Source organism: Pseudodonghicola flavimaris (genome assembly GCF_030164425.1).
Taxonomy (GTDB): domain Bacteria; phylum Pseudomonadota; class Alphaproteobacteria; order Rhodobacterales; family Rhodobacteraceae; genus Pseudodonghicola; species Pseudodonghicola flavimaris.
Genome location: NZ_JASNJD010000014.1, coordinates 77,683 through 101,874 on the forward strand (window position 1 = coordinate 77,683; position 24,192 = coordinate 101,874).

22 protein-coding genes are annotated in these 24,192 nt (G+C 65.0%); 16 read left to right on the forward strand and 6 right to left on the reverse strand.

Annotated features, from left to right (window positions below; genetic code table 11):
- Positions 1-2: 2 nt before the first annotated feature.
- From QO033_RS17120 to QO033_RS17130, 3 genes are read right to left on the reverse strand one after another with little or no spacing between them, the layout of a single operon-like run.
- The gene (locus QO033_RS17120; protein ID WP_284482188.1) at positions 3-3,104 is read right to left on the reverse strand and encodes an efflux RND transporter permease subunit; all 3,102 of its coding nucleotides are present in this window, start codon (positions 3,102-3,104) and stop codon (positions 3-5) included.
- On the reverse strand, positions 3,101-4,408 hold the full coding sequence (locus QO033_RS17125; protein WP_284482189.1) for an efflux RND transporter periplasmic adaptor subunit: 1,308 nt from the start codon (positions 4,406-4,408) through the stop codon (positions 3,101-3,103). The genes QO033_RS17120 and QO033_RS17125 overlap by 4 nt, the downstream gene beginning before the upstream one ends.
- A gap of 4 nt (positions 4,409-4,412) precedes the next feature.
- A complete protein-coding gene (locus QO033_RS17130) occupies positions 4,413-4,910 on the reverse strand; it encodes a cytochrome b (protein ID WP_284482190.1) in 498 nt (165 codons plus the stop codon).
- A 138-nt stretch (positions 4,911-5,048) separates the two neighbouring features.
- On the opposite strand from QO033_RS17130, the gene QO033_RS17135 reads away from it, so the two are divergent.
- Both QO033_RS17135 and QO033_RS17140 read left to right on the forward strand, forming a co-directional pair.
- On the forward strand, positions 5,049-5,621 hold the full coding sequence (locus QO033_RS17135; RefSeq protein ID WP_284482191.1) for a TetR/AcrR family transcriptional regulator: 573 nt from the start codon (positions 5,049-5,051) through the stop codon (positions 5,619-5,621).
- Between the two features lie 97 nt (positions 5,622-5,718).
- Positions 5,719-5,991 carry a hypothetical protein gene (locus QO033_RS17140; protein ID WP_284482192.1) on the forward strand — a complete coding sequence of 91 codons (273 nt, stop codon included), beginning with the start codon at positions 5,719-5,721 and terminating at the stop codon, positions 5,989-5,991.
- Here QO033_RS17140 and QO033_RS17145 read toward each other — a convergent pair.
- Entirely contained in the window at positions 5,970-6,383 is a 414-nt protein-coding gene (locus tag QO033_RS17145) for an RrF2 family transcriptional regulator (RefSeq protein ID WP_284482193.1), read from the reverse strand. The two genes, QO033_RS17140 and QO033_RS17145, sit on opposite strands and share 22 nt — an antisense overlap.
- 119 nt (positions 6,384-6,502) lie before the next feature.
- On the opposite strand from QO033_RS17145, the gene QO033_RS17150 reads away from it, so the two are divergent.
- Genes QO033_RS17150 through QO033_RS17185 form a run of 8 tightly spaced genes read left to right on the forward strand, consistent with a single transcriptional unit; the run spans position 6,503 to position 12,548 of the window.
- Positions 6,503-6,985: a hemerythrin domain-containing protein gene (locus QO033_RS17150; RefSeq protein ID WP_284482194.1), complete on the forward strand. Its 483-nt coding sequence runs from the start codon at positions 6,503-6,505 to the stop codon at positions 6,983-6,985.
- Between the two features lie 7 nt (positions 6,986-6,992).
- Positions 6,993-7,526: a DUF2478 domain-containing protein gene (locus QO033_RS17155; protein WP_284482195.1), complete on the forward strand. Its 534-nt coding sequence runs from the start codon at positions 6,993-6,995 to the stop codon at positions 7,524-7,526.
- The gene (locus tag QO033_RS17160; protein WP_284482196.1) at positions 7,523-8,209 is read left to right on the forward strand and encodes a 5-formyltetrahydrofolate cyclo-ligase; all 687 of its coding nucleotides are present in this window, start codon (positions 7,523-7,525) and stop codon (positions 8,207-8,209) included. Before QO033_RS17155 ends, QO033_RS17160 begins: the two co-directional genes overlap by 4 nt.
- A complete protein-coding gene (gene ubiT, locus QO033_RS17165; RefSeq protein ID WP_095590942.1) occupies positions 8,206-8,733 on the forward strand; it encodes a ubiquinone anaerobic biosynthesis accessory factor UbiT in 528 nt (175 codons plus the stop codon). Before QO033_RS17160 ends, ubiT begins: the two co-directional genes overlap by 4 nt.
- Complete coding sequence (ubiU, locus tag QO033_RS17170; protein WP_284482197.1) at positions 8,730-9,728, forward strand: ubiquinone anaerobic biosynthesis protein UbiU; 999 nt, start codon at positions 8,730-8,732, stop codon at positions 9,726-9,728. Before ubiT ends, ubiU begins: the two co-directional genes overlap by 4 nt.
- Before the next feature lie 5 nt (positions 9,729-9,733).
- The gene (gene ubiV, locus QO033_RS17175; RefSeq protein ID WP_284482198.1) at positions 9,734-10,645 is read left to right on the forward strand and encodes a ubiquinone anaerobic biosynthesis protein UbiV; all 912 of its coding nucleotides are present in this window, start codon (positions 9,734-9,736) and stop codon (positions 10,643-10,645) included.
- A 20-nt stretch (positions 10,646-10,665) separates the two neighbouring features.
- Positions 10,666-11,871 (forward strand): NnrS family protein, encoded by a 1,206-nt coding sequence (locus QO033_RS17180; protein ID WP_284482199.1) that lies wholly within the window; start codon positions 10,666-10,668, stop codon positions 11,869-11,871.
- A gap of 11 nt (positions 11,872-11,882) precedes the next feature.
- On the forward strand, positions 11,883-12,548 hold the full coding sequence (locus QO033_RS17185) for an NnrU family protein (protein WP_284482200.1): 666 nt from the start codon (positions 11,883-11,885) through the stop codon (positions 12,546-12,548).
- Between the two features lie 3 nt (positions 12,549-12,551).
- Here QO033_RS17185 and QO033_RS17190 read toward each other — a convergent pair whose 3' ends face one another.
- A complete protein-coding gene (locus QO033_RS17190) occupies positions 12,552-12,863 on the reverse strand; it encodes a carboxymuconolactone decarboxylase family protein (RefSeq protein ID WP_123644112.1) in 312 nt (103 codons plus the stop codon).
- 11 nt (positions 12,864-12,874) lie between these two features.
- The gene (locus QO033_RS17195) at positions 12,875-13,573 is read right to left on the reverse strand and encodes a cyclic nucleotide-binding domain-containing protein (RefSeq protein ID WP_284482201.1); all 699 of its coding nucleotides are present in this window, start codon (positions 13,571-13,573) and stop codon (positions 12,875-12,877) included.
- Positions 13,574-13,829: 256 nt separating this feature from the next.
- On the opposite strand from QO033_RS17195, the gene QO033_RS17200 reads away from it, so the two are divergent.
- The 6 genes from QO033_RS17200 (at position 13,830) to QO033_RS17225 (ending at position 24,191) form a co-directional block, all read left to right on the forward strand.
- Positions 13,830-16,553, forward strand: a complete 2,724-nt coding sequence (locus QO033_RS17200; RefSeq protein ID WP_284482202.1) for a nitrate/nitrite transporter — start codon at positions 13,830-13,832, stop codon at positions 16,551-16,553.
- A 64-nt stretch (positions 16,554-16,617) separates the two neighbouring features.
- Positions 16,618-20,376 (forward strand): nitrate reductase subunit alpha, encoded by a 3,759-nt coding sequence (locus QO033_RS17205; protein ID WP_284482203.1) that lies wholly within the window; start codon positions 16,618-16,620, stop codon positions 20,374-20,376.
- Entirely contained in the window at positions 20,373-21,899 is a 1,527-nt protein-coding gene (gene narH, locus QO033_RS17210; protein ID WP_050930785.1) for a nitrate reductase subunit beta, read from the forward strand. The genes QO033_RS17205 and narH overlap by 4 nt, the downstream gene beginning before the upstream one ends.
- Complete coding sequence (gene narJ / locus QO033_RS17215; RefSeq protein WP_284482204.1) at positions 21,899-22,612, forward strand: nitrate reductase molybdenum cofactor assembly chaperone; 714 nt, start codon at positions 21,899-21,901, stop codon at positions 22,610-22,612. Before narH ends, narJ begins: the two co-directional genes overlap by 1 nt.
- Positions 22,613-22,623: 11 nt before the next feature.
- A complete protein-coding gene (narI, locus tag QO033_RS17220; protein ID WP_284482205.1) occupies positions 22,624-23,391 on the forward strand; it encodes a respiratory nitrate reductase subunit gamma in 768 nt (255 codons plus the stop codon).
- Positions 23,392-23,396: 5 nt separating this feature from the next.
- On the forward strand, positions 23,397-24,191 hold the full coding sequence (locus QO033_RS17225; RefSeq protein WP_284482206.1) for a peptidylprolyl isomerase: 795 nt from the start codon (positions 23,397-23,399) through the stop codon (positions 24,189-24,191).
- The last annotated feature ends 1 nt before the right edge of the window (position 24,192 follow it).

Sequence of the window (24,192 nt, forward strand, 5' to 3'; positions counted from 1 at the left end):
GATCAGCCAGCTCCCGCCAGTTCGCCAGTTCCTCGTTTTCCGTGCCTGAGGTCCTCAAGTGCTGCGTAGAACGCAGGCAAAACCAGAAGGATCAGTACTGTCGCAGCCAAGAGTCCGAAGACAACCGAGATCACCAGCGGCTTGAGCGTCTGGGCCTGCGTCGAGGATTCCAGCAGCAAGGGTGCCATGCCCATGATCGTCGTCGAGACCGAGACGAAGATAGGACGGAACCGCGATCGCACGGCTTCGCCTGCGGCCAGCGCAGCTGACAGTCCTTCGGCGCGGCGGGTGTTGATGACGCCGACCAGCAGGATCGCGTTGTTCACCACGATTCCCGCAAGCGAGGCCGCCCCCACCAGCGAGGGCATGGAGATGTTGTAGCCCATCAGGACATGGCCCCAGATGACGCCCAGGAACGCCAGCGGGATGGTGATCATCACGATCAGCGGCTCCACATAGCTGCGGAACTGGAAGCTGAGGACGATGTAGATGCCCACCAGTCCGATCAGGAACCCGCGCAGGATCGAGACGACGGTTTCCGCCGAATTCGCGGCCTGCCCACCGATCTCGAAGATCAGGCCGGGGGTGGCAGCCGCGAGGTCCGGCAGAAAGCCCTCGGCCAGCCGGGCGGTGATCGCGTCGGCATTGCCGATGCGGCCGTCCACATCGGCCGCGACGGTCAGCGTACGCAACCCGTTGCGGCGCGTGATGGTTCCCCACCCACGTGCTTCGGTGACGGTGGCGATGCTCGACAACGGCACGGTGCCGCCACCGGGCAGCGCGATCTCGAAAAGGTTCAGGTCAGCGCGGTTGGCGCGGTCCTCATCGGCAAGCTGCAGCTCGATTTCCCAGGCCAGATCGCCGCGCCGGATTTCCGCAAGCTGTGTGCCGAGAAAGGCCGCGCGAAGTTGGCTTGCCACATCCGTTGCGGCCAGCCCCAGCGCCTCGGCCCCCGGCGACAGGCTCAGCCGCAATTCGGGCGCGCCCGGGCGCAAATCGAGGATCGCGTTGCGCACACCGGCATAGGTTTCAAGCTCCGCCAGCGTGGCGCGCCCCGCCGCCTCCAGCGTGGCGAGGTCGGGGTGGCTCAGGCGCAATTCCACCGCGATGCCCTGCGGGCCGATCCCCGGCTCGGTCAGGATCAACGAGGACACACCGGGCAGAGTGCCGATTTCCGCGCGCCAGAGCGTGACGATTTCGTCCAACGTGCTGCCGCGTGTCTCGGCGCCGAGCAGGTCCACCGCGACGGTGGCGACATGGGCACCGGCCTCGCCCGCCGAGAGGTTGCGGCCCAGCCGGGTGATGCGGCGGATCACCAGCGGTTGTGCCTGGGGCTGATCGGGGGACAGGCGGGCGTTCGCGCGGTCCAGCGCCGCCTCTACTTGTGCGACGGCCTCGGTCGTGCGCACAAGCGGCGTGCCCGCGGGCAGCATCAGCCGCGCCTCCAGCACGTCGCCGTCGATCTCGGGCATCGCCTCGCGCTTGACCACGCCGCCGCCCAAGGCGCCGACGGTCACGATCAGCGCCCCGATGGCCAGACCGACAACAAGCCAGCGCGCCTTGATCGCGGCGTCTGCCAAGCGGCCCACGCCACGTTCGCGCAGGGCATCGAAACCCGCCTCGAAGCGGATGCGAAAACGGGATGCGGCGGTGTCCTTCATCCCGCCTTTCAGGTGATGGGGCAGGATCAGGAAGGCCTCGATCAGCGAAGCGGCGAGTGCGGCCAGCAGAACCACCGGAAGAACCTCCAGCACCGCCCCCAGTTCGCCTGCCAGAAAGGCAAGGGGCAGGAACACGGCCAACGTCGTCAGGAAGGACGAGATCACGCCGGGCGCCACGGCTGCGACGCCCGCCCCGACGGTTTCGACCGTGGCCCCCTTGGCCGAATGAACCGCGATGGAATCCGCGATCACGATGGAATCGTCCATCACGATCCCGATCGCCATCAGAAGCGCCACCAGCGTCATCATGTTGAGGCTGAGCCCTGTCAGCGCCATCCAGACGAAGGCGCCCGCAAAGGCCATGGGCAGGCCCATCGCTGCCCAGATCGCGAAGCCAGGTCGGAAAAACAGACTCATGACGACGACCACCAGCACAAGGCCTATCACCCCGTTCTGAACCAGCATCACCAGCCGGTCGCGGATGATGGAGGTCACGTCCTGCACCACCTCCACCGTGATCGTGTCGGGCAGGCGGGCGGTTTCCTCGGCCACCAGCGCCGCGACGCCGTCGAGCACCCGCAGCGCGTCGGCATCGAGCGCCTTGGCGATATCGAGCACGATGGCGGGGATGCCATCGACAAAGGCGCGGTCTTGTGGCGGGTCGAAGCGTTCCTCGATCGCCGCCACGTCGCCCAGCGTCAGGGTCGCGCCATTGGGCAACACCAGAACCGGGATCGTGGCAAGCGTCCTGGCTGTATCGCGCTCGGCGGTGAAGCGCAGGGTCAGCTCCGCGCCCGGCCCCTCCAGTGTGCCTGCGGGCAGGTCGATGTTCTGCGCGGCGATGGCGGTGGCGAGCGTCGTGGGTGTCAGCCCGTGGCTGTCGAGCACGGCGCGCTCCGCAATGATGGTCAGTGTCCGGGTGCCGAGGCCGCCGCGCGTGACGCCCGCGACACCTGGTAGGGCGGTCAGCCGGTCCAACAGCGCGTCAGCGTAGCGGTCCAGTTCGCCCAGAGGCAGATCGCCCGAGATGGCGACCGATGTGACAGGATCCGAGCGGTGCAATTCGCGCACCACGGCAGGATCGGCGCGGTCGGGGAAGGTGTCGATGGCCGACACCTCGGTGCGCAGCGAATTGACGAAGCGCAGCGCATCGTTACCGGGCGCCATGGTTGCCACGGCCCGCGCGCGACCAGTCTGGGCCGTGCAGGTGAAGGTTTCCAGCCCCTCGACACCCTGCACTCCGTCCCAGAGCGGCGCGCAGATCGCGGCTTCCACATCCTCGGCTGCAGCGCCCCGGTAGGGCACGGTGACCTCGGCCTCGACGGCGCGGAAATCGGGGAAGGTTTCGCGCAACAGGCCCGGCGCGGCAAAGATGCCCGCTGCAAGGAACAATAGAAGCAGCAGGTTGCCCGCCGTCGGGTGGCCGGTGAACCAGCGTATCATGGCTGGACCTCGACCGGGGTCAGGGCCATGCCGGGAATGGCCGGCGCGATGTCGTCGATCACCACGCGTTCGCCCGGCGACAGGCCAGCGGCGATAACGACGCGGCCATCCTGGCCATCCTGCGCGAAGGCGGCGGTGACGGGGCGCAATTCCAGCAAGTCTTCGGGGCCAAGGATACGCACCATGTCGCCATGCAACGCCGCCTCGGGGATCGCGATGACGCCTGTCATGGAAGCGCCCGAAAAGGAAAGCTGCACCTGCATGTTGGGCACCAGCGGCAGGCGGCGGGGCGGGTCCGCGCCCTCATAGGGGTCGTCAACCCTGACCACGACCGGCACGGTGCGCGCACGGGCATCCAGCGCGCCCTCGATCCCGACAACACGGGCGCTCCAGATCTGCCTCGGGTCCGACAGGGGGCTAAGCGTCACTGCAATCCGCGTGGCGGGCATGTCGCGCATCATGTCGGCAAGGGTGATGCCCTCCGGTGCATCTCCCAGCAGCTGTCGAAAGCTGTCGATGGGCAGATGCGCCACGACCTCGGCCGCCGCGATCCCGTCGGCACGGATCACCACCTGACCGGGGGCGACGGTCTGAAACAGCTCAGCAATCACCTCGGTTACGCGCAGGTCGAACGGCGTCGTCAGGGTCGTGCGGTCGAGCGAGCGGCGCGCCCGGTCGATGGCGGCCTCGCTGCGCGCGACCTGTGCCGCGATCCGCGCCTCGCGGGAGGGGATCAGGGCGAGCGTGTTCTCCAGTTCCGCCACCGTGCGACGGGCCAGAAGGGTCGCGCGCTCGGCCTCGTCTGCGCGCGATTGCGGAACGGCGCCTTGCGCGACGAGTGTGCGCGTGCGTTCCAGATCGGTCTCGGCCAGGGCCAGCCGGTTCTGTTCCAGCGAAAGGATGCGCCGCGTGTTGTCCGCCTCTGCCGTAAGCTGCATGCGCTCGGCCTCCAGCACCGCGAGGTCGGCCTGCGATTGCGCCAGCGCCAGCTCGTAGTCGGCGGGGTCGATTCTCAGCACTTCCGTCCCCGCCGGGATCAGGCGACCGGGCTCAAGGTCCGGATGGCGCCAGATCACCTCGCCCTGCACCTCGGCCACGGCGACCCAGGTCTCGGCCGCGCGTAGGTTGCCCCAAGCGGTCGCGGCGGGCCGAATATCCTGCGCCGCGACCGTCATCACCCGAACGGGCAGCGCGGGCGCGCCGCCCCCGACCTGCGCGGGGCCGGGGGCAGACGCGATCATCCAGACCGCCGCGGCAATGCCGAGCGCGATGGGTGGCAGCGCCAGGAGCGGGGCGAGGCGCATGGGTTCAGCCCTGCGCCCGGCGCATCCGCGCCAGCGTGTCGTCGCGCAGGATGAACTGGTGGTAGAGCGCGCCAATCACATGCAGCGCAACCAGCGCCAGCAGGATGATCTTCATCACGTTATGCCCCTGCGCCGCGGCCTCGACCCCGCCGAACCACGCGACAGACCCGCTGAGTGGCATAAGGATCATCAGCGCGTAAAGCCCGACATGGGTGAGCTTCGCGAGAATGCCTTGTACCTTGCTGGCCTCGATCGCCGGGGGCACGCCGCGCCGGGCGCGCAGGGTCAACCGCCACAGCGCGAAGATCATCACCAGCGCGCCGCCCGCCACATGGGCCAGCACGAGCGGGTCGAACCCAGCCTCCAGCCCATCGGTGATGCGGTCCCATGCGGCCGACATCGCGTCCTTGAAAAGATATTGCTGCGCGATCAGTGCGAAGATGAGCCAATGCAGCGCGATCTGAAGGCGGGAATAGCCGGTGGGGGCGGTCTTGGCGGGCATGGCTAGGATCCTTTCGGTCAGGGTGCGCGACTCGGGATAGAGGTTGCGGTTGTCAACAGTATATGTTAGTGACTTATAACTAACAAGAGGTGACTCATGTCGGGCCGTCAAAGTGCTGAAGAGAGAAAGGCGCAAATCGTGGCCGAGGTTCTGCGACTGGCCGACGAGATCGGACCCGACCGGCTGAGCACCACGGATGTCGCGCGTGCCATCGGCCTCAGTCAGCCTGCGATCTTCCGGCATTTCCCCACCAAGGGCGCGCTCTGGCTGGCGGTGGCCGAGGATATCGCTGACCGGTTGCAGAGTTACTGGGCTGCGGCCGAGGCAGGGGCCACCGGGCCGCACGAACGCCTGAAATCGCTGATCGGTGCGCAGCTGTCAGCCATATCCGAGACGCCAGCCCTGCCCTCGATCCTGTTCTCGCGCGAGTTGCAGGTGGACAATCAAGCCCTGCGCGACGTGTTCCGGGGGCTTCTGGGCGCTTTTCAGGGCCGCCTTGTTGCCGTGATCCGTGATCTTCAGGCTGCGGGCGATCTGAAGCACGACGTCAGCCCGGAAGATGTCGCCATCCTGTTGACGTCGCTGGTGCAGGGTGTCGCCATCCGCTGGACGCTCGGCGCCCGGGGCTTTGCGCTCGTGCCTGAGGGGTTGCGGCTGTTTGACGTGCAGATGGAACTTCTACGCGCGAAGGAGGGCGCTTGCGATGCCTAGAACCAGTCTGACGCTCCGCATAGCGGGCGGTTTTGCGATTGCCTTTGGCGTGCTGACCGTTTTCTCTGGTGGCCGAACATTGCTCGGATCAGCCGACATGGGGGCAGTCGTACCCTTCGTGCTGTGGTTCAACACGCTGGCCGGGCTCGCCTATGTCGTCGCGGGTCTCGGCCTGTGGCAGCGGCGGCGATGGGCCTGGCCACTATCGTTCGTGATCTTCGCCGCAACGCTGCTGGTTTTCGCGGCGTTCGGCCTGCATGTCGCCCAAGGTGGAGCCTTCGAGATGCGTACCGTTTACGCCATGGCCCTGCGCAGCGCGGTCTGGGGCTGGATCGCGTGGGTGGCGCGTCAGGCGTTTTCCGGACGGTAAACGCAATCGGCCAGGGTGCCGCGGTTGAGGTCGGCGACAAACGCCGCCTCAGCATGGGCCAGCCGCGCCTTCAACCGACATTGCGGGGTCAGGGTGCAGCTGTTGGTGCCGACGGCGAAGCATTCCACCAGAGCTTGATCGGCTTCGAGGGCCGCCACCACATCGCCCAGGCGGATGTCTTCGGGTGCACGGGCCAGCATGGCGCCTCCCCCACCGCCGCGCCGGGTTTCCAGAAGACCTGCCGCGGCAAGTGCCGAGATCACCTTGGCCAGATGGTTGCGGGAGACACGGAATTCATCGGCGAGTTCCGACGTGGTGAAGGCCCGGTCGGGTGCGCCCGCCATCCGCATCAACACGCGTAGGCCGTAGTCGGTGAAGGAAGTGAGGCGCAAGGTCGCGATCCTGATTTGGTAGTTGAAATGCGCATTCACAAGATGGTATGCGCATTGAAAATACCAATTCGCTACGGCCCGTGCAAGGACCGGGCGACGTGCGAGGGAAAGGACCCGCGATGAAAGACCTCCCCGAAACGGACGTGCCGCAGAACACCGACGCGCTGATCGACCATATCCTAACACGCTATCACGAGATGCACCGGGAGGATCTCGCCTCGCTCATGCCACTGGCTGACCGGGTCGAGCGGGTGCATGCGGACGATCCCGACGCGCCCACGGGACTCGCCGCTGCCATCCGGACGCTCGCCGGTGAGATGGAGGATCACATGATGAAGGAGGAGATGATTTTGTTTCCGGCCATGCGCGCGGGCGGTGGGCCGGGCATCGAGCACCCCATCGCGGTGATGCGCGCCGACCACGACGATCACGCCGAAAACATCGCGCTGATCCGGCGGCTCACCTGCGATCTGACACCGCCCGAGCACGCCTGCGGCTCCTGGCGCTCGCTCTATGGCGGCCTGGCGGCGCTGTTCGACGACCTTGCCGCCCATATCGCGCTGGAGAACGATGTGCTGTTCCCGCGCTTCGAGCCGGCTTGAGGCGAAGATGCAGCTTGCGGGGGTGACAGTCGAAGGACGCGGCGGGACGGATCGTCTTATGGACGCGATGGCTGACCGGCTAACGCGGGACGGCGTCCGGCTGGTGGGTGCGTTGCGCGCGGCCTCGCCCGATGCCGGATCGGGATCGTGCGACTGCGATCTCTGGCTTCTGCCCAACGGGCCGCGCTGGCGCATCACGCAAGATCTCGGACCCGGCGCCACCGCCTGCCGGATGGATGCGAGCGCCTTCGAGGAGGCCGTCGGGTTGGCGATGTCGCGGCTTCGGGCCGGCCGGGCAGACCTCGTGATCCTCAACAAGTTTGGCCTGAGCGAGGCAGAGGGGCGCGGCTTCCGCGCGCTGATCTCCGAGGCGCTTGCCCGCGGCGTTCCTGTCCTGACGGGTCTCTCCGAAACCCACAGGGCCGCGTTCGACCGCTATGCCGATGGCATGGCGACGATTCTCACACCGACCGAGGCTGCCGTCATGGACTGGTGCAACGCCGCTGTCGCACCTGTGGCCGAGGAAGGTGCGTGTCCATGAGCGGACAGGGAGCCTATGCCTCGCCCCCCTGCATGGCGGCGGAGGTGGACCCGACCTATTTCGATCCGCTTGGCACGGATGTGCAGCAGGCGCGTGACGTGGCGCGCTGGCGTCGAGCCGAGCGGGCAAGGCTGGCCAGCCTGAGGGAGGGGTTGGGCCAGACAGGACGGGCGCAGGTGAGCAATTCCATCTGCGGTCATCTCGAAACGGTCCTCGCCGCGCGCGGGACCCTCCGGGAGACCGTGCTTGCCGGCTACTGGCCGATCCGAGGAGAGCCGGATCTGCGCCCGTTCCTGTCCGATCTTCACGCGGCGGGCGTCCGTATCGCGCTGCCGGTGGTGGAGACCCCCGCAGCGCCGCTCGTGTTCCGACGATGGACGCCGGGCATGCGTATGCTGCGCGGCTATTGGAACATCCCCGTTCCGCCGCCCGAGGCGGAGGTCCTGGTGCCCGATATCGCGCTTGCGCCCTGCCTCGGCTGGGAAGAGGGTTGTTACCGGCTCGGCTGGGGCGGCGGCTATTATGACCGGACACTTGCCGCGCTTTCGCCGCGGCCCGTCACCATCGGCATCGCGCTGGCGGCAGCCCGACTGACCACAATCTACCCGCAGCCCCATGACATTCCCCTCGACAGGATCGTGACGGAGAAGGGCGTATCGGGGGAGCGAAAGGACCCATCATGATCCCGACGAGCGAACCAACGGCCCGGTTGCGGCCCGGCGAAGGCGCGATCGCGCGGCTTGCCTGCCTTGTGCTGCAACCGGTCCTGACGCGCGTTGTCCGTCGGGTCGCGGCGCGGCACCCGTCTCTCTTCGCGCGGCTCGGACCGCACCAGGCGACTGACTTCCTGATCGATCCCGTGGAACTGCCCTTTGCGCTGCATCTCCGCCCCGACCCGCAGGCGCTCGTCTTCCGCGCCGTGCCGCGCGATACGGCGCCGCAGGTCGGGGCCACGATCCGCGGGCGGTTCTTGCTGCTTCTGGAACTGATCGACGCCGAGCAGGACGGCGATGCGGCCTTCTTCTCGCGCGATCTGGAAATCAGCGGGGACACCGAGGCCGTCGTTCGTCTTAGGAATGCGCTCGACGACATGGACGGCTCGCTGGCCGAGGAGGCGTCGGCGATGTTCGGGACACCCGGACGGGCGGTTCTCGCACGGTTGCGGCGGGCCTATCCGGATGCCACCAAACCGAGGGAATACGCATGAGCCTTGCCGAACTGATCTGCCCCGCGGGCACCCCCGCCGCGCTGCGCACCGCCGTCGACGCGGGCGCCGATGCGGTCTATTGCGGCTTCCAGGATGCGACCAATGCGCGGAACTTCCCGGGGCTGAACTTCACCCCCGATGAACTGGCCGAGGCGGTGACCTATGCCCATGCGCGCGGCACCAAGGTGTTGCTGGCGCTGAATACCTATCCGCCTGCGGGCAAGGTCGATCTCTGGCGACATGCGGCGGACACCGGCGCGCGCTTGGGCGTTGATGCCTTCATCGTGGCCGACATGGGCGTGGCCGACTACATCGCCCGGATGTATCCGGGCGTCCGGCTGCACCTGTCGGTACAGGCCGCGGCCTCATCGCCCGAGGCGATCCGCTACTATTGCGAGAACTTCGGTGTAAAGCGTGTGGTCCTGCCGCGCATCCTGACAATCCCCGAGATCCGCCAGATCCGCCGCGAGATTCCCTGCGAGATCGAGACCTTTATCTTCGGCAATCACGGGCTGATGGTGGAAGGGCGATGCAGCCTGACCAATTACCTGACGGGTCAATCCACGAACATGGACGGGGTGTGCTCGCCCGCCTCGGACGTGGAATATGTGCGCGACGCTGACGGGTCGATGTCCTCGCAGCTGGCGGGTTTCACCATCGACCGGTTCGGGCCCGAGGAGAAGGCCGGCTATCCCACGATCTGCAAGGGCCGCTACGCCGCGCCCCATCGCCCCGAGGGCTACTACGCCTTCGAGGAACCGATCAGCCTGAATCTGTCGCGGCTGCTGCCGGACCTGATCGAGGCGGGCGTGCATGCTTTCAAGATCGAAGGGCGTCAGCGGTCGAAGAGCTATGTCCGCGGCGTTGTGCGTGCGTTCCGCGCAGCGGTGGATGACATCAAGGCCGGACGCGAGGCAAACATCGCCGACCTGATCGCCCTGACCGAGGGGCAGAAGCAGACCCAGGGCGCCTTCGAGACAAAGAAATGGCGGTGAATACCATGACGAAACTGACGCTCGGCCCGATCGCCTACCACTGGTCCGCGGATGCACGGCGTGACTTCTATGCCCGCATCGCGGATGAGGCGCCCGTCGACGAGGTTTATCTGGGCGAGGTGATTTGCTCCAAGCGCGCGCCCTTCCACGAGGCAGACCTGCCGGCCACGATCGAGCGGTTGGAGCGCGCAGGCAAGCGCGTGATCCTGTCAACGCTGGCCGAGGTGATGCTGAAACGCGAGCGCAAGGCAACCGAGGATATCGCCGAGATGGTCTCGCCCGAGATCGAGGTGAACAACGCCGCAGGGCTTTACGCGCGCGGTAAGCGTCCGCATCGGATCGGCCCCTTCATGAACGCCTACAACGACGCGACGATAGCCTGGATGGCCGGGCAGGGCGCGACCCATGTTTGCCTACCGGCCGAGATGCCGGCCCCGGCCATTGCAGCCGCGGCGCAGGCCGCAGTTGCGTTGGGCCTGGGTGTCGAGGTGCAGGTTTACGGCCGCGCGTCTCTGGCTGTGTCAGCGCGGTGCTATCACGCCCGCGCGCACGGCCGCACCAAGGACAACTGCCAGTTCGTCTGTGAAGAAGACCCCGACGGCATGCCGCTCCGCACCCGCGACGACCGCCCGATCCTGCGGGTGAACGGCATCCAGACCCTGTCGGAAAGCTATGTCGACCTGCTCCCCGAAGCGGCCCGTCTGATTGCCGATGGCGTCACGCACCTGCGGCTGATGCCACAGGCGGTGGACATGGTCGCGGTGGCGCAGGTGTTTCGCGATGTGCTCGATGGGCGCGTGCCGACAGGCGAGGCCGATGCCCGCCTTGCGACGCTGAGCGGGGATGCGGGCCTGAGCAACGGTTTCTATCATGGCACGGCGGGCTACCGCCGCATTGCCGCCGCGGCGCCGGCCTGAGCGCGCAAGGGACGCCACAAATGACCTCGACCGCCGAACAGATGCGCGCCTGGACCGGACCCGCGATCCTGACCTACGGGTTCCGCCCGTTCTTTTTCGGGGCGGCGGTCTGGGCCGTGCTGGCGATGGTGTTTTGGGTGCCGATGCTGTCAGGGCACCTGATGTTGCCCACAGCCTTCGACCCCGTGTCATGGCACGCGCACGAGTTCCTCTACGGTTATCTCGGCGCCGTCGTCGCGGGCTTTCTCCTGACTGCGGTGCCAAACTGGACGGGGCGCCTGCCAATCGTCGGCTGGCCGCTGGGCGGACTGGCGGCTCTGTGGCTCGTGGGGCGCGTGGCTGTGATCTTTTCGGCGGGGTTGCCGGGGCTGCTGGTGGCGGCGGTCGACCTTGCCTTCCCGGTCGTACTGGCCACGGTGATCGGGCGCGAAATCGTGGCGGGCCGGAACTGGCGCAATCTGATCGTGCTGGGGATGCTCGCGGTCTTTGCCCTCGGTAACGCGCTGTTTCACTGGGAGGCCGCGCGAGGCGAGTATGCCGCGCAAGGTTACGGCCTGCGACTAGGCCTGGGCGCGGGCGTGATGATGATCGCGGTCATCGGCGGCCGAATAGTGCCGTCCTTCACCCGTAACTGGCTGGTGAAGCGGCGCAGCGCCGTACTGCCCGCAGCGCCGATGCAGCCCTTCGATAAGGGGGCGCTCGGGACCCTTTTGGTGGCGGTTATGCTGTGGGTAGCACTGCCTCTCGGGACGCTGACTGGATTGGCGCTTGCGCTGGCAGCCGTGTTGCACGCCCTGCGATTGGCCCGTTGGGCCGGACACCACACCTTTGCCGAGCCGCTGGTGACTGTGTTGCACGCAGGCTATGCCTTCGTGCCGTTGGGGGCCCTGGCATTGGCCGCAGAAATCTTGGCTCCCGGGTCCTTCGGAATGGCGGGCGCGCAGCATTTCTGGATGGCGGGGGCAATCGGCCTGATGACACTGGCGGTGATGACACGCGCCACGCTTGGTCATACCGGGCAGGACCTGCGGGCGGGAGCAGGGACCTTCATGATCTATATGGCCCTGATCCTGTCCGTATTCGCGCGGGTCGCTGGGGGCGTATGGCCCGAGTTTTCCAGCCCGTTGCACACGGTGTCCGGGCTGTCGTGGATCGTCGCCTTCGGCAGCTTTGCGGTCATTTACGGCGGGCTTTTGCTACGTCTGCCCGCCGCCAAGCGGATCTGAGGCGCGCACCGATGGGATGGTTCGAGTTCGCCCTCGCCTGTGTCGTGTTCTTCCTGTCGCATTCCTTGCCCGTGCGCCCGCCGTTGCGGCCTCGGCTTCAGGCTCGACTAGGCGCTTCCGGCTTCACACTGGCCTATTCTGTCCTGTCGCTGGCGGTACTTTCCTGGTTGATCGGGGCGGCGGGTCGCGCACCGCATGTTACCCTTTGGGATTGGGCCCTATGGCAGGTCCATGTCCCACTGACGGTCATGGGGCCGGTCTGCCTGATCCTCGCGCTGTCCATCGGCCGGCCCAACCCGTTCTCGTTCGGCGGGGCGCGCAACGATCTGTTCGATCCTGCACGGCCCGGAATCGTCCGCTTGTCGCGTCACCCGCTGCTTCTGGCGTTGGCGCTTTGGGCGGCGGCCCATGTCGTGCCCAACGGAGATCTGGCCCATGTGATCCTGTTCGGTACCTTCGCCGCCTTCGCGCTGCTGGGAGGCCGACTGATCGACCGGCGCAAACGCCGCGAGATGGGGCCAGAATGGCAACGGATGCTTGATCGCGGAGCGGAGGCGCCGCTCCTCTTGGCGTCCCTGTCGGGGGGCACTCTCCTACGGCTTGCGGCAGGCGTTGCGCTTTACGGGGCGCTGCTCTGGGCGCATCCATTGCTTTTTGGGGTCAGCCCGCTTCCCTGAACGTCAATCCTTGATGTCTTCGATCCAGGTCTTTGCGGCGACGGCACGAGGCAGGCCAAGCGGGCCGATGGCCAGCATCGCTACCTGCATGATAGCCTCAGCCTCAATGCCCTCCGATCTGGCACGCCGGGTGTGGGAATGGACCGCGCCTTCGGATCCGGCGCCAATCGCGAGTGCGAGTTTGACAAGGCGCTTTTCGCGGTCCTTCAGCGGGCCGCATTCGGCTGTAGCCTTGCCCAAGGCAGCATAGGCCTTCCAGACATCGGGGTGTTCCTCGGCGAGATCTCCGGCGGCGCCGGGCATGGATTTGGTCATCTGTCAGTCCCTCAAGTTGAAAAGTCATCAATCAGTGGATTTGGTCTCGCAAAGCGCTCAAGATCCGCCTGACTGTCGATGGTGATGCGAGTGCCGGTCACGGTCACCCCGTAGGGCTGCAGGCCTTTGAAGGCGCGGCTGAGATTTTCAGGTGTCATGCCCAGCACAGAGGCCAGGCGCCGCTTCTCGAAGTCCAACTCGAACGCAGCCCCACCGCCGGCGTGCCTTTGTTGCCTGAGCAGGTAATTCGCGAGCCGCTCGAGCGACGTTCTGAGTTTCAGGTCTTTTTGCGCCTTGATGACCGAGCGATAGCACTGCGCCAGTTCAGTGACGATCGCACGGGCAAAGTTGCCGTCGGCGTCGAAGATCGCGCGAACGTCCTGGCTGGGGATCAGCGCGATCCGGCTTTTCTCCAACGTGCGGGCCGACATCAGGTAGGGCGCATCCTTAATGGTCGCCGCTAGAATGAAGGTCGAGATCGGGCGGACGGTCGCCATGCTGGTCTCTCGGCCATTCCAGGTCGAAAACAGATCGACCGAACCCGAAATGACGATGTGAAGAAAGTCGCTCGGTTCTCCTTCAGTGATCAATTCGATCTGTGCAGGGAAATTCTGCACATAGGCGCCACGCATCAAGGATGTGAAATTACCATCCGCCATCTGCGCAAAGAGATCGAGTTTTCGAATATCCCGGTATTCGGAATCGGGCATGTCGGTCCCCCTTCGACTTTGCGCGCTTAACAATTGTCACCAAATCAATTGATATATGTCAACCCGTCGGTTGACCTTCGCGACCGCAGCCTTGATCTGCGACCGCGCACCGGATGACAAATTTCTATAAGCCATTTATTTCGTTATGCTTTTCCAAGTTTTGTGATCTAGATCAAGTCACGGACGGCTCAGCAGCGTCAGGTCTGGCACTGATCCCCACTCAGGGGTGAAAGACTTTTCTTGCCGGAGACCCGCCATGCAGACCGTTGCAACAGCCTCACGCGCCGATCAGACACGCGCCCTGAGCCTGAGCACGATCGCCTTTACCGCCTGTTTCGCGGTCTGGACGATCTTTTCCATCATCGGTGTCGCCATCAAGGCCGAGCTTGGCCTGAATGACACCCAGTTCGGCCTGCTGGTCGCCACCCCGATCCTGACCGGATCGGTCACCCGCCTGTTTCTCGGCGTTTGGACCGAGAAATACGGCGGGCGGCTGGTGTTCTCGAGCCAGATGATCCTGACGGCGCTGGCCACATGGGCGCTGACGCTGGCGGACAGCTACATCATGTACCTGATTGCCGCGCTCGGCATCGGCCTCGCTGGCGGATCGTTCATCATCGGTGTGGCCTATGTCAGCCGCTGGTATGACGCCGGCCACCAAGGGACCGCGCTGGGTATCTTCGGTGCGGGCAACGTCGGCGCCGCGGTCACCAAGTTCGTCGCTCCCTTCGTCATGGTCGCCTATGGCTGGCACGGTGTGGCCTATGTCTGGGCCGCGGGGCTCGCCATCATCGGCGTACTGTTCTTCCTGCTGGCAAAGGACGACCCTGAGCTGGTCGAGCGGCGCAAGACAGGGGCGAAGGCACCGTCGCTGGCGCAGCAATTCGCACCGCTGAAGAACCTGCAGGTCTGGCGCTTCTCGCTCTACTACTTCTTCGTCTTTGGTGCCTTCGTCGCGCTGGCGCTGTGGATGCCGCACTACCTGATCGACGTCTACGGAATCGACGTGCGCTTCGCGGGCATGGCGGCGGCGTCGTTCAGTCTGTCGGCTTCGCTCTTTCGCGCATACGGCGGCCATCTCAGCGACAAGTTCGGCGCGCGCCGGGTCATGTACTGGACCTTCGGCTTTTCGCTGCTGTTCCTGTTCATGCTGAGCTACCCGCCCACGGATTACGTCATCCAGGGCAAGGACGGCGCCATCGCCTTCTCGACACAAATGGGTCTTTGGCCCTTCATCGTCACGCTCTTCGCTCTGGGCTTCTTCATGAGCCTCGGCAAGGCGGCGGTCTTCAAGCACATCCCGGTCTACTACCCCAAACATGTGGGTGCCGTCGGCGGGCTTGTCGGCATGATCGGGGGCCTTGGTGGGTTCGTCCTGCCGATCGCCTTCGGCGCACTCCTCGATCTCACCGGCATCTATACGTCATGCTTTGCGCTGCTGTTCGGACTGGTCGCCATCGCCCTGACCTGGATGCATCTGTCGATCCGCGCGATGGAGCGCGCCGCGCATGGCGAAGTGCTCGACCAACTGCCGCAGCTGCCCGAGATGCAGGACATTCACCACCCCGAACGCACCGCCATGCCGCGCGTGCTGGAGGATTGGCGGCCGGAGGACCAGCAATTCTGGGCCGAAAAGGGCCGTGCCGTTGCACGCCGCAACCTTTGGATCTCGATCCCGGCGCTTCTGCTGGCCTTCTCGGTCTGGATGGTGTGGTCGGTGGTCGTGGCTCGCTTGCCCGCCATCGGGTTCGACTTCACCCCGGGCCAGCTGTTCTGGCTGGCGGCCTTGCCGGGCCTGTCGGGCGCAACGCTCCGCATCTTCTACAGCTTCATGGTGCCGATCTTCGGTGGGCGGCTGTGGACGACGCTGTCGACCGCTTCGCTGCTGCTGCCCGCCATGGGCATCGGATATGCGGTGCAGAACCCCGACACGCCTTACCTGATTTTCCTCGTCCTGGCCCTTCTGTGCGGCTTTGGCGGCGGCAACTTCGCCTCGTCGATGGCCAATATCGGCTATTTCTTCCCGAAGGCCGAAAAGGGCAACGCACTGGCGCTGAACGCGGGGCTGGGGAACCTCGGCGTGTCGGTCATGCAGTTCCTCGTGCCCATCGTCATCACGGCGGGTGTCTTCGGGGCACTTGGCGGGCAACCGCAGACCATGTCCGACGGCGGTCAGCTGTGGATGCAGAACGCAGGCTTCATCTGGGTGCCCTTCATCCTCGCAGCGACCATAGCGGCCTGGTTGGGCATGAACGACATCGCAGATGCACGCGCCAGCTTTGCCGACCAGGCAGTGATCTTCGGACGCAAGCAGAACTGGTTGATGTGCATCCTCTACACCGGCACCTTCGGCAGCTTCATCGGTTACTCGGCGGGTTTCCCTCTGCTGACGCGCCTGGCCTTTCCCGAAGTGAACGCACTCAACTACGTGTTCCTTGGGCCGCTCGTGGGGGCGCTGAGCCGCGCTGCCACCGGCTGGATCTCGGACAAGTTCGGGGGCGGTCGCGTGACCTTCTGGACTTTCGCCCTGATGATCGTCGCCACCTTCGGTGTGATCAGCTTCCTTGGATTGGGCTCCTTCGTCGGCTTCTTCGCCTGCTTCATGGCGCTCTTCTTCCTGACCGGTGTCGGCAACGCGTCGACCTTCCAGATGATCCCGGTGATCATGGGTCGCGAAATTCCGCGCCTGATGCCGCACTTGGGTGCTGAAGAGCGCAAGCGTCAGATCGCGATGGAGTCCGGCGCGATCGTGGCCTTCACCTCGGCCATCGCGGCTTACGGCGCCTTCTTCATCCCCAAGGCCTACGGGACATCAATCGCGATGACCGGGTCTGCCGTTGGGGCGCTGTGGGGTTTCCTGATCTTCTACGTGATCTGCGTCGTCATCACCTGGGTGGTCTACACGCGCCCCGGCGGCCTTCTCCACGACATCGAACATGGCCGCACGCCGCAGGGCACCGCAGCCCAGCCCGCTGAATGATTCAGTTGATTTCCCGGGCGGCGGAGCTCGCCGCCCGGACCCAGACACCCGAAAGGACAGCCAAATGAGCCATCTGCTCGACAAACTGAACTTCTTCCAGAGCAAGGAACTGGAGCAATTCTCCGACGGTTGGGGTCAGACCACCCGCGAGGATCGCAGCTGGGAAGACACCTACCGGAACCGCTGGCGGCACGACAAGATCGTCCGCTCGACGCACGGGGTGAACTGCACCGGGTCGTGTTCGTGGAAGATCTACGTAAAATCCGGGATCGTCACCTGGGAAACCCAACAGACCGACTATCCGCGCACCCGTGCGGGCCTGCCCAACCACGAGCCGCGCGGCTGTGCGCGGGGAGCCTCCTACAGCTGGTATCTCTATTCCGCGAACCGGGTGAAGAACCCGTTGATCCGTGGTGCGCTGATGCGGGCGTGGCGGAAGATGCGCGAGACGATGACGCCGGTGGCCGCCTGGGCCGCGATTCAGGGCGATCCCGACCTGCGCAATTCGATCAACAAAACGCGGGGCAAGGGCGGCTTCGTGCGGGCCACCTGGGACGAAGCGACCGAGATCATCGCCGCCGCCAACGCCTACACGGCCAAGACCTACGGGCCCGACCGCGTGTTCGGCTTCTCGCCGATCCCGGCCATGTCGATGGTCAGCTACGCCGCCGGTTCACGCTACCTGAGCCTGCTGGGCGGTACCTGCATGTCGTTCTACGACTGGTACTGCGACCTGCCGCCAGCTTCCCCCCAGACCTGGGGCGAACAGACTGACGTTCCGGAATCGGCCGACTGGTACAATACAGGTTTCCTGATGCTTTGGGGCTCGAACGTGCCCCAGACCCGGACACCCGACGCCCATTTCTACACCGAGGTCCGCTATCGCGGCACCAAGTCGGCCGTGGTCAGCCCCGACTATTCGGAAGCCGCCAAGTTCGGCGACATCTGGCTGAACCCGCAGGCGGGCACCGACGCGGCGCTGGCGATGGCCATGGGCCATGTGATCCTGCGCGAATTCCACCTCGACCGGCAGGCCGAGTATTTCGAGGATTACGCCCGCAAGTATACCGACATGCCGATGCTGGTTCGGCTGGATGAAAAGGACGGCCACCTCGTGCCGGGCCGGATGCTGCGCGCCGACGATTTCGACGGCAAGCTGGGTGAGAAGAACAACCCCGACTGGAAGACCGTCGCCTATGACGAGACGTCTGGCCAGATCGTGGCACCCAACGGGTCCATCGGCTTCCGCTGGGGTGAAGAGGGCAAGTGGAACCTCGAAGAGCGGGCAAAAGGGGCAGAGGCCAAGCTGCGCCTGAGCCAGATCATGGATGGCGCCCACGACGAGGTCGTGGGCGTCGACTTCCCTTACTTCGGCGGTGCGGCCACGGGCGATTTCGTGAAATGCGATCACCCCGAGGTGTTGACCCGGAACATTCCGGCGCGGCGCGTGAAACTGGCCGACGGATCCGAAGCGCTAGTTGCCACCGTGTTCGACCTGTTCTGCGCCAACTACGGGCTGGATCGGGGTCTTGGCGGTGACTGGGTGTCCAAGGATTTCAACGACGACAGTCCCTACACCCCCGCCTGGGCCGAAAAGATCACCGGCGTTGAGAGGGAGAAAATCATCGCGGTCGCCCGCGAATTCGCGGGCAATGCCGAAAAGACACATGGCAAATCCATGGTCATCCTCGGGGCCGGTCTGAACCACTGGTACCACATGGACATGAACTACCGCGGCATCATCAATATGCTGGTGATGTGCGGCTGCATCGGGCAGGAGGGCGGCGGCTGGTCACACTACGTGGGGCAGGAGAAGCTCCGCCCGCAGACCGGCTGGCAGCCTCTAGCCTTCGCGCTCGACTGGAACCGCCCGCCGCGGCACATGAACTCCACCTCGTGCTGGTATGCGCATACCGACCAATGGCGCTATGAGACATTGCGCGCCGGCGAGATCCTGTCGCCGACCGCACCCGAGGGCGATTGGGACATCAGCCTGATCGACTATAACATCCGGGCCGAGCGCATGGGCTGGCTGCCGTCTGCCCCACAGCTCAAGACCAATCCTCTGGAAGTCTCGAAAGCCGCAAAGAAGGCCGGGAAGGAGATCAAGGACTACGTCGCCGAACAGCTGAAATCCGGCGATCTGGAAATGTCCTGCCAGGATCCGGACGCCCCGGAAAACTGGCCGCGCAACCTGTTTGTCTGGCGCTCGAACCTGCTGGGGTCGTCCGGCAAGGGGCATGAGTATTTCCTCAAGCACCTTCTGGGCACCGATCACGGCGTCATGGGCAAGGATCTGGGCGAGGAAGGCGGCGTGATGCCGAAGGAGGCCCGCTGGCACGACGAGGCGCCGAAGGGCAAGCTCGACCTGCTGGTCTGCATCGACTTCCGGATGTCCACGACGGCGGTGTATTCCGACATCGTCCTGCCGACGGCCAGCTGGTACGAAAAGGACGACCTCAACACCTCGGACATGCACCCCTTCATCCACCCGCTGCAGGCGGCGGTGGACCCGGCCTACGAAAGCAAGTCGGACTGGGAGATCTTCAAGTCCATCGCCCGGAAATTCTCCGAAGTCGCGCCCGAGGTGCTGGGGGTCGAGACCGACATCGTCCAGCTTCCGCTGCTGCACGACACCGCCGCCGAACTGGCGCAGGCGCAAGTGAAGGACTGGAAGAAGGGCGAATGCGACCTGATCCCGGGCAAGACCGCGCCGAACTACATCGAGGTCGAGCGGGATTATCCAAACCTCTACAAGAAGTTCACCTCGGTCGGGCCGCTGCTCGAGAAACTCGGCAACGGCGGCAAGGGGATCAACTGGGACACCAAGACCGAGGTCAAGCACCTGCGCGACCTGAACGGGGTCGTGCTGGACGAGGGCGTGTCCAAAGGCCAGCCGAAACTCGAAACCGCCATCGACGCGGCCGAGATGATCCTGATGCTCGCCCCGGAAACCAACGGCGAAGTGGCCGTGAAGGCCTGGGAAGAACTTGAGAAGCCCACGGGGCAGCACCATGCCCACCTGGCGGAGGGCGCGCATCACACCAAGATCCGCTTCCGCGATATCGCCGCGCAACCGCGCAAGATCATCTCGTCGCCCACATGGTCAGGCATCGAGAGCGAGGAGGTCTGCTACAACGCTGGCTACACCAACGTCCACGAACTTATCCCGTGGCGCACCCTGACGGGCCGCCAGCAACTCTATCAGGATCACGAATGGATGCGCGCCTTCGGCGAGGGTTTCGTCAGCTATCGCCCGCCGGTGGACCTCAAGACCATCACCGCGGCCGTCAACAACGACGCGGCCGAGGGCAGCCCGCACGTGGTGCTGAACTTCATCACGCCCCACCAGAAATGGGGCATTCACAGCACCTACACCGATAACCTCTTGATGCTGACGCTGAACAGGGGCGGCCCGGTGGTCTGGATGTCCGAGGTGGACGCGGCAAAGGCGGGCCTTGTCGATAACGACTGGGTGGAAGCCTACAACACCAACGGCGCGCTGACCGCGCGGGTGGTGGTGTCCCAGCGGATCAAGCAGGGGACGCTATTCATGTATCACGCGCAGGAAAAGATCGTGAACACGCCCGGTTCGGAAAAGACCGGCAATCGCGGCGGCATCCACAACTCGGTGACCCGCGCCACCCTGAAACCCACGCACATGATCGGCGGCTACGCGCAGCTGTCCTACGGCTTCAACTACTACGGCACCGTGGGCAGCAACCGCGACGAGTTCGTGATCGTGCGGAAAATGAAGAAGATCGACTGGCTCGACAAACCCGCAAGCCGGTCCGCAACCCAGAACGTGGAGGCAGCGGAATGAGAGTTCGTGCGCAAATCGGAAAGGTCCTGAACCTCGACAAATGCATCGGGTGTCACACCTGCTCGGTCACCTGCAAGAATGTGTGGACGACGCGCGAAGGTGTCGAATACGCGTGGTTCAACAACGTCGAGACCAAGCCCGGCACCGGCTATCCAACGGACTGGGAGAACCAGAAGCGCTGGAACGGCGGCTGGGTGCGCTCGGCCTCGGGCAAGCTGCATCCCAAGCAGGGGTCGAAATGGCGGATCCTGGCGAACATCTTCGCCAACCCGGCCATGCCCGAGATCGACGACTACTACGAGCCGTTCGATTTCGACTACGACCACCTGAAATCGGCGCCCGACATGACCGCGTTCCCGACCGCGCGCCCCCGCTCGAAGATCACCGGCGAGCGGATGGAGAAGATCGAGAAGGGTCCGAACTGGGAGGAAATCCTCGGCGGCGAATTCTCGAAGCGGTCTCAGGACTACAACTTCGATCAGGTGCAGAAGGACATTTATGGAGAGTATGAAAACACCTTCATGATGTATCTGCCGCGCCTGTGCGAGCACTGCCTTAACCCCACCTGTTCCGCCTCCTGTCCCTCGGGTGCGATCTACAAGCGCGAGGAGGACGGCATCGTTCTGATCGACCAGGAGAAGTGCCGCGGCTGGCGGATGTGCGTCTCGGGCTGCCCCTACAAGAAGGTCTATTACAACTGGGACACCGGCAAATCCGAGAAATGCACCTTCTGCTATCCGCGGATCGAAAGCGGCCAGCCGACGGTCTGCTCGGAAACCTGCGTCGGGCGCATTCGCTATCTGGGCGTGATCCTTTATGACGCAGACAAGATCGAAGCTGCGGCCAGCGCCGAGCGCGAGACCGATCTCTACGGCGCGCAGCTCGACGTCTTCCTCGACCCGAACGACCCCGAGGTGATCGCCGCGGCGCGCCGTGACGGCGTGCCCGAAGACTGGATCGAGGCGGCGAAGGTCAGCCCGGTCTGGAAGATGGCGATGGATTGGAAGGTCGCCTTCCCGCTGCACCCGGAATACCGGACGCTGCCGATGGTGTGGTACATCCCGCCGCTCAGCCCGATCCAGAACGCCGCTCAGGCGGGGCAGATCGCGATGAGCGACCAGATGCCCGACGTCCGCTCCCTGCGCATCCCCGTCAAATACCTCGCCAACATGCTGACGGCGGGCGACGAGGAGCCCATCGTTCACGCCCTCGAACGCATGTCGGCGATGCGGCTCTACATGCGGGCCCTCAGCGTTGACGGCGTGCGCGACGAGGCGATCGCCGCCCGAGTCGGCATGTCCGGTCGGGTGATCGAGGACATGTACAAGATCATGGCCATCGCCGATTACGAGGATCGTTTCGCGATCCCCACGGCGCACCGCGAACAGAACGAGCATGGCGCCGATATTCGCGGCGGCTGCGGCTTCACCGACGGCAACGGCTGTTCCACCGGCGAGGCGGGCAAGACGACGCTCTTCGGCGGCAAGAAGAAAAAGTTCGCCCTTCCGCAGGAGACCTTCTGATGCTGGACCGTTCCCTGAAAGCCCTGTCGCTGATCCTGAGCTATCCCTCGCGGGAACTTCAGGAGGCGATGCCCGACATCGGCGCCGTTCTTGGCGGCGATCCCCGCATCGCCGCCGAAACGCGGGCTGCGCTGCGCTCGTTGACCGATGGCTTCGCAGACGCCGACCTCTACGATCTGCAAGAGAGCTATGTGATGCTCTTCGACCGGTCGCGGACGCTGTCGCTAAATCTCTTCGAGCACGTTCATGGTGAAAGCCGTGACCGGGGCGGCGCCATGGTCAGCCTGATCGAGACCTACCGGGAGGGCGGGTTCGAACCCGCCACCTCGGAGCTGCCTGATCATTTGCCGGTGCTGTTGGAATTCCTGTCGACGCGTCCCTTCGCAGAAGTGCAGGAAACTTTGGCGGACGCGGCGCATATCCTCGACGCTCTCGCGGCCCGACTTGTCCGGCGCGACAGCGGGTATGCCGCCGCGTTCGCCGCTCTTTCCCAGCTCGCCGACACGCAGGCCGACGCCGAAGCGGTGGCCGACATGCTGGCCCAGCCAGATGATGATCCGACCGACCTCGCGGCGCTCGATGCTGTCTGGGAGGAAACGGAAGTCACTTTCGGCCCCGACCCGAACGCCGGTTGTCCGCAGGTTCGCGACATGCTCGCGGCGATGGACAGCCCGAGCCGCCGTGCGATGGATGCACGGCCCGTGACCGAATAATGGAGGCAGACATGCACAACTTTCTTTTCGGCATTTATCCTTATATCGCTCTGTCCGTTCTTCTTATCGGATCGATCGTGCGGTACGAACGTGATCCCTTCACGTGGAAAACTTCGTCGAGCCAGATGCTGCGCCGCAAGCAGTTGATCATAGGTTCGATCCTGTTCCATGTTGGTGTCCTGGTGATCTTTGTCGGACATCTCGTTGGCCTGCTGACCCCAATCGCGATCTTCGACGCCATCGGCATCAGCCACGGGGCAAAGCAGCTTCTGGCCGTGATCGCTGGCGGCATCGCCGGTGTCATGGCCCTCGTGGGCGGTGGGATGCTCATGCACCGCCGCTGGACTGATCCGCGCATTCGCAAGACGTCCAGCTTTGCCGACATCGCCATTCTAGCGCTGCTTCTGGCACAACTGGTGCTCGGTTTGGGGACGGTGTTCGTATCGCTTCAGCATCTCGATGGTCACGAGATGACCAAGTTCATGTCCTGGGCTCAAGGGATATTCACCTTCCGGTCCGGCGCTGCGGCGCAGATCGAGGATGTGGCCCTGATCTTCAAGCTGCACCTCTTCCTTGGACTGACGATCTTCTTGGTCTTCCCGTTTACAAGGCTGGTACATATTGCTTCGGGCATCTTCGCTCCGCTGCGTTACCTGTTCTTGCGGGCAGGCTACCAGATCGTGCGCTCGAGACGGCATCGCCCACTCGAGGAACGCCGCCGCGCCTATGACAAGGTGCAAGCCAAGCGCGGCCCCAGCGCCACGACGCCAGCGGAGTGAGCTAGATGAACGTGGCCCTGTTTCCCGATGTCGTCGTGAACGGCGAAACCATCCCCTCGGCGGCAATCGCCGCCGAGGCCCAGAACCACAGCGCCCCCAAGGACAAGCCGGGGATCGCCTGGCGCAAGGCGGCGCAGGCGCTGGCGATCCGTACGCTGCTCTTGCAGGAGGCGAAGCGGCGCGGGTTGACGCCCGACCCGCTCGAGCTGGCGCCGGGACGGTTCGAGACGGACGACGAAGCCCTGATCCGCGCCCTGCTGGACGAGGCGCTGGTGATCGAACCCGTCGGTGAAGAGGCCGTGCGCGCGGAATGGGAGAAGGACCCTGCCCGATATCGTTCGGCACCGCTCTGGGATGTCTCGCACATCCTATGTGCCTGCGATCCGCGCGACGAAGCCGAGTGCGCCGCGGCCGAGGCACGGGCCATTGCCCTGCTGGCGCGACTCGACGGCGATGCCAAGGGATTTGCCGCTGCCGCGCGCGAAAGCGATTGCGGTTCGAAGGCTTCTGGCGGCCATCTGGGTCAGCTTGGCCCCGGCGACACCGTGCCGGAGTTCGAGGCAGCCCTGCGCTCCCTGACCGAAGGGGCCGTGACCCCGGCGCCCGTGTTATCGCGCCACGGCTGGCATATCATCCGACTGAATGCCACGGCGCCGGGGCAGGTGCTGCCCTACGACACCGTTCGGCCGAAGATCGCGCAGGCGTTGGAAAAGGCAGCCTGGGCGCGCGCCTCGCGCGCCTTCGTGGAGAGCCTCGGTCAAGGGGCGCAGATCTCCGGCGCAAGCCTGACGCCGATCTGAA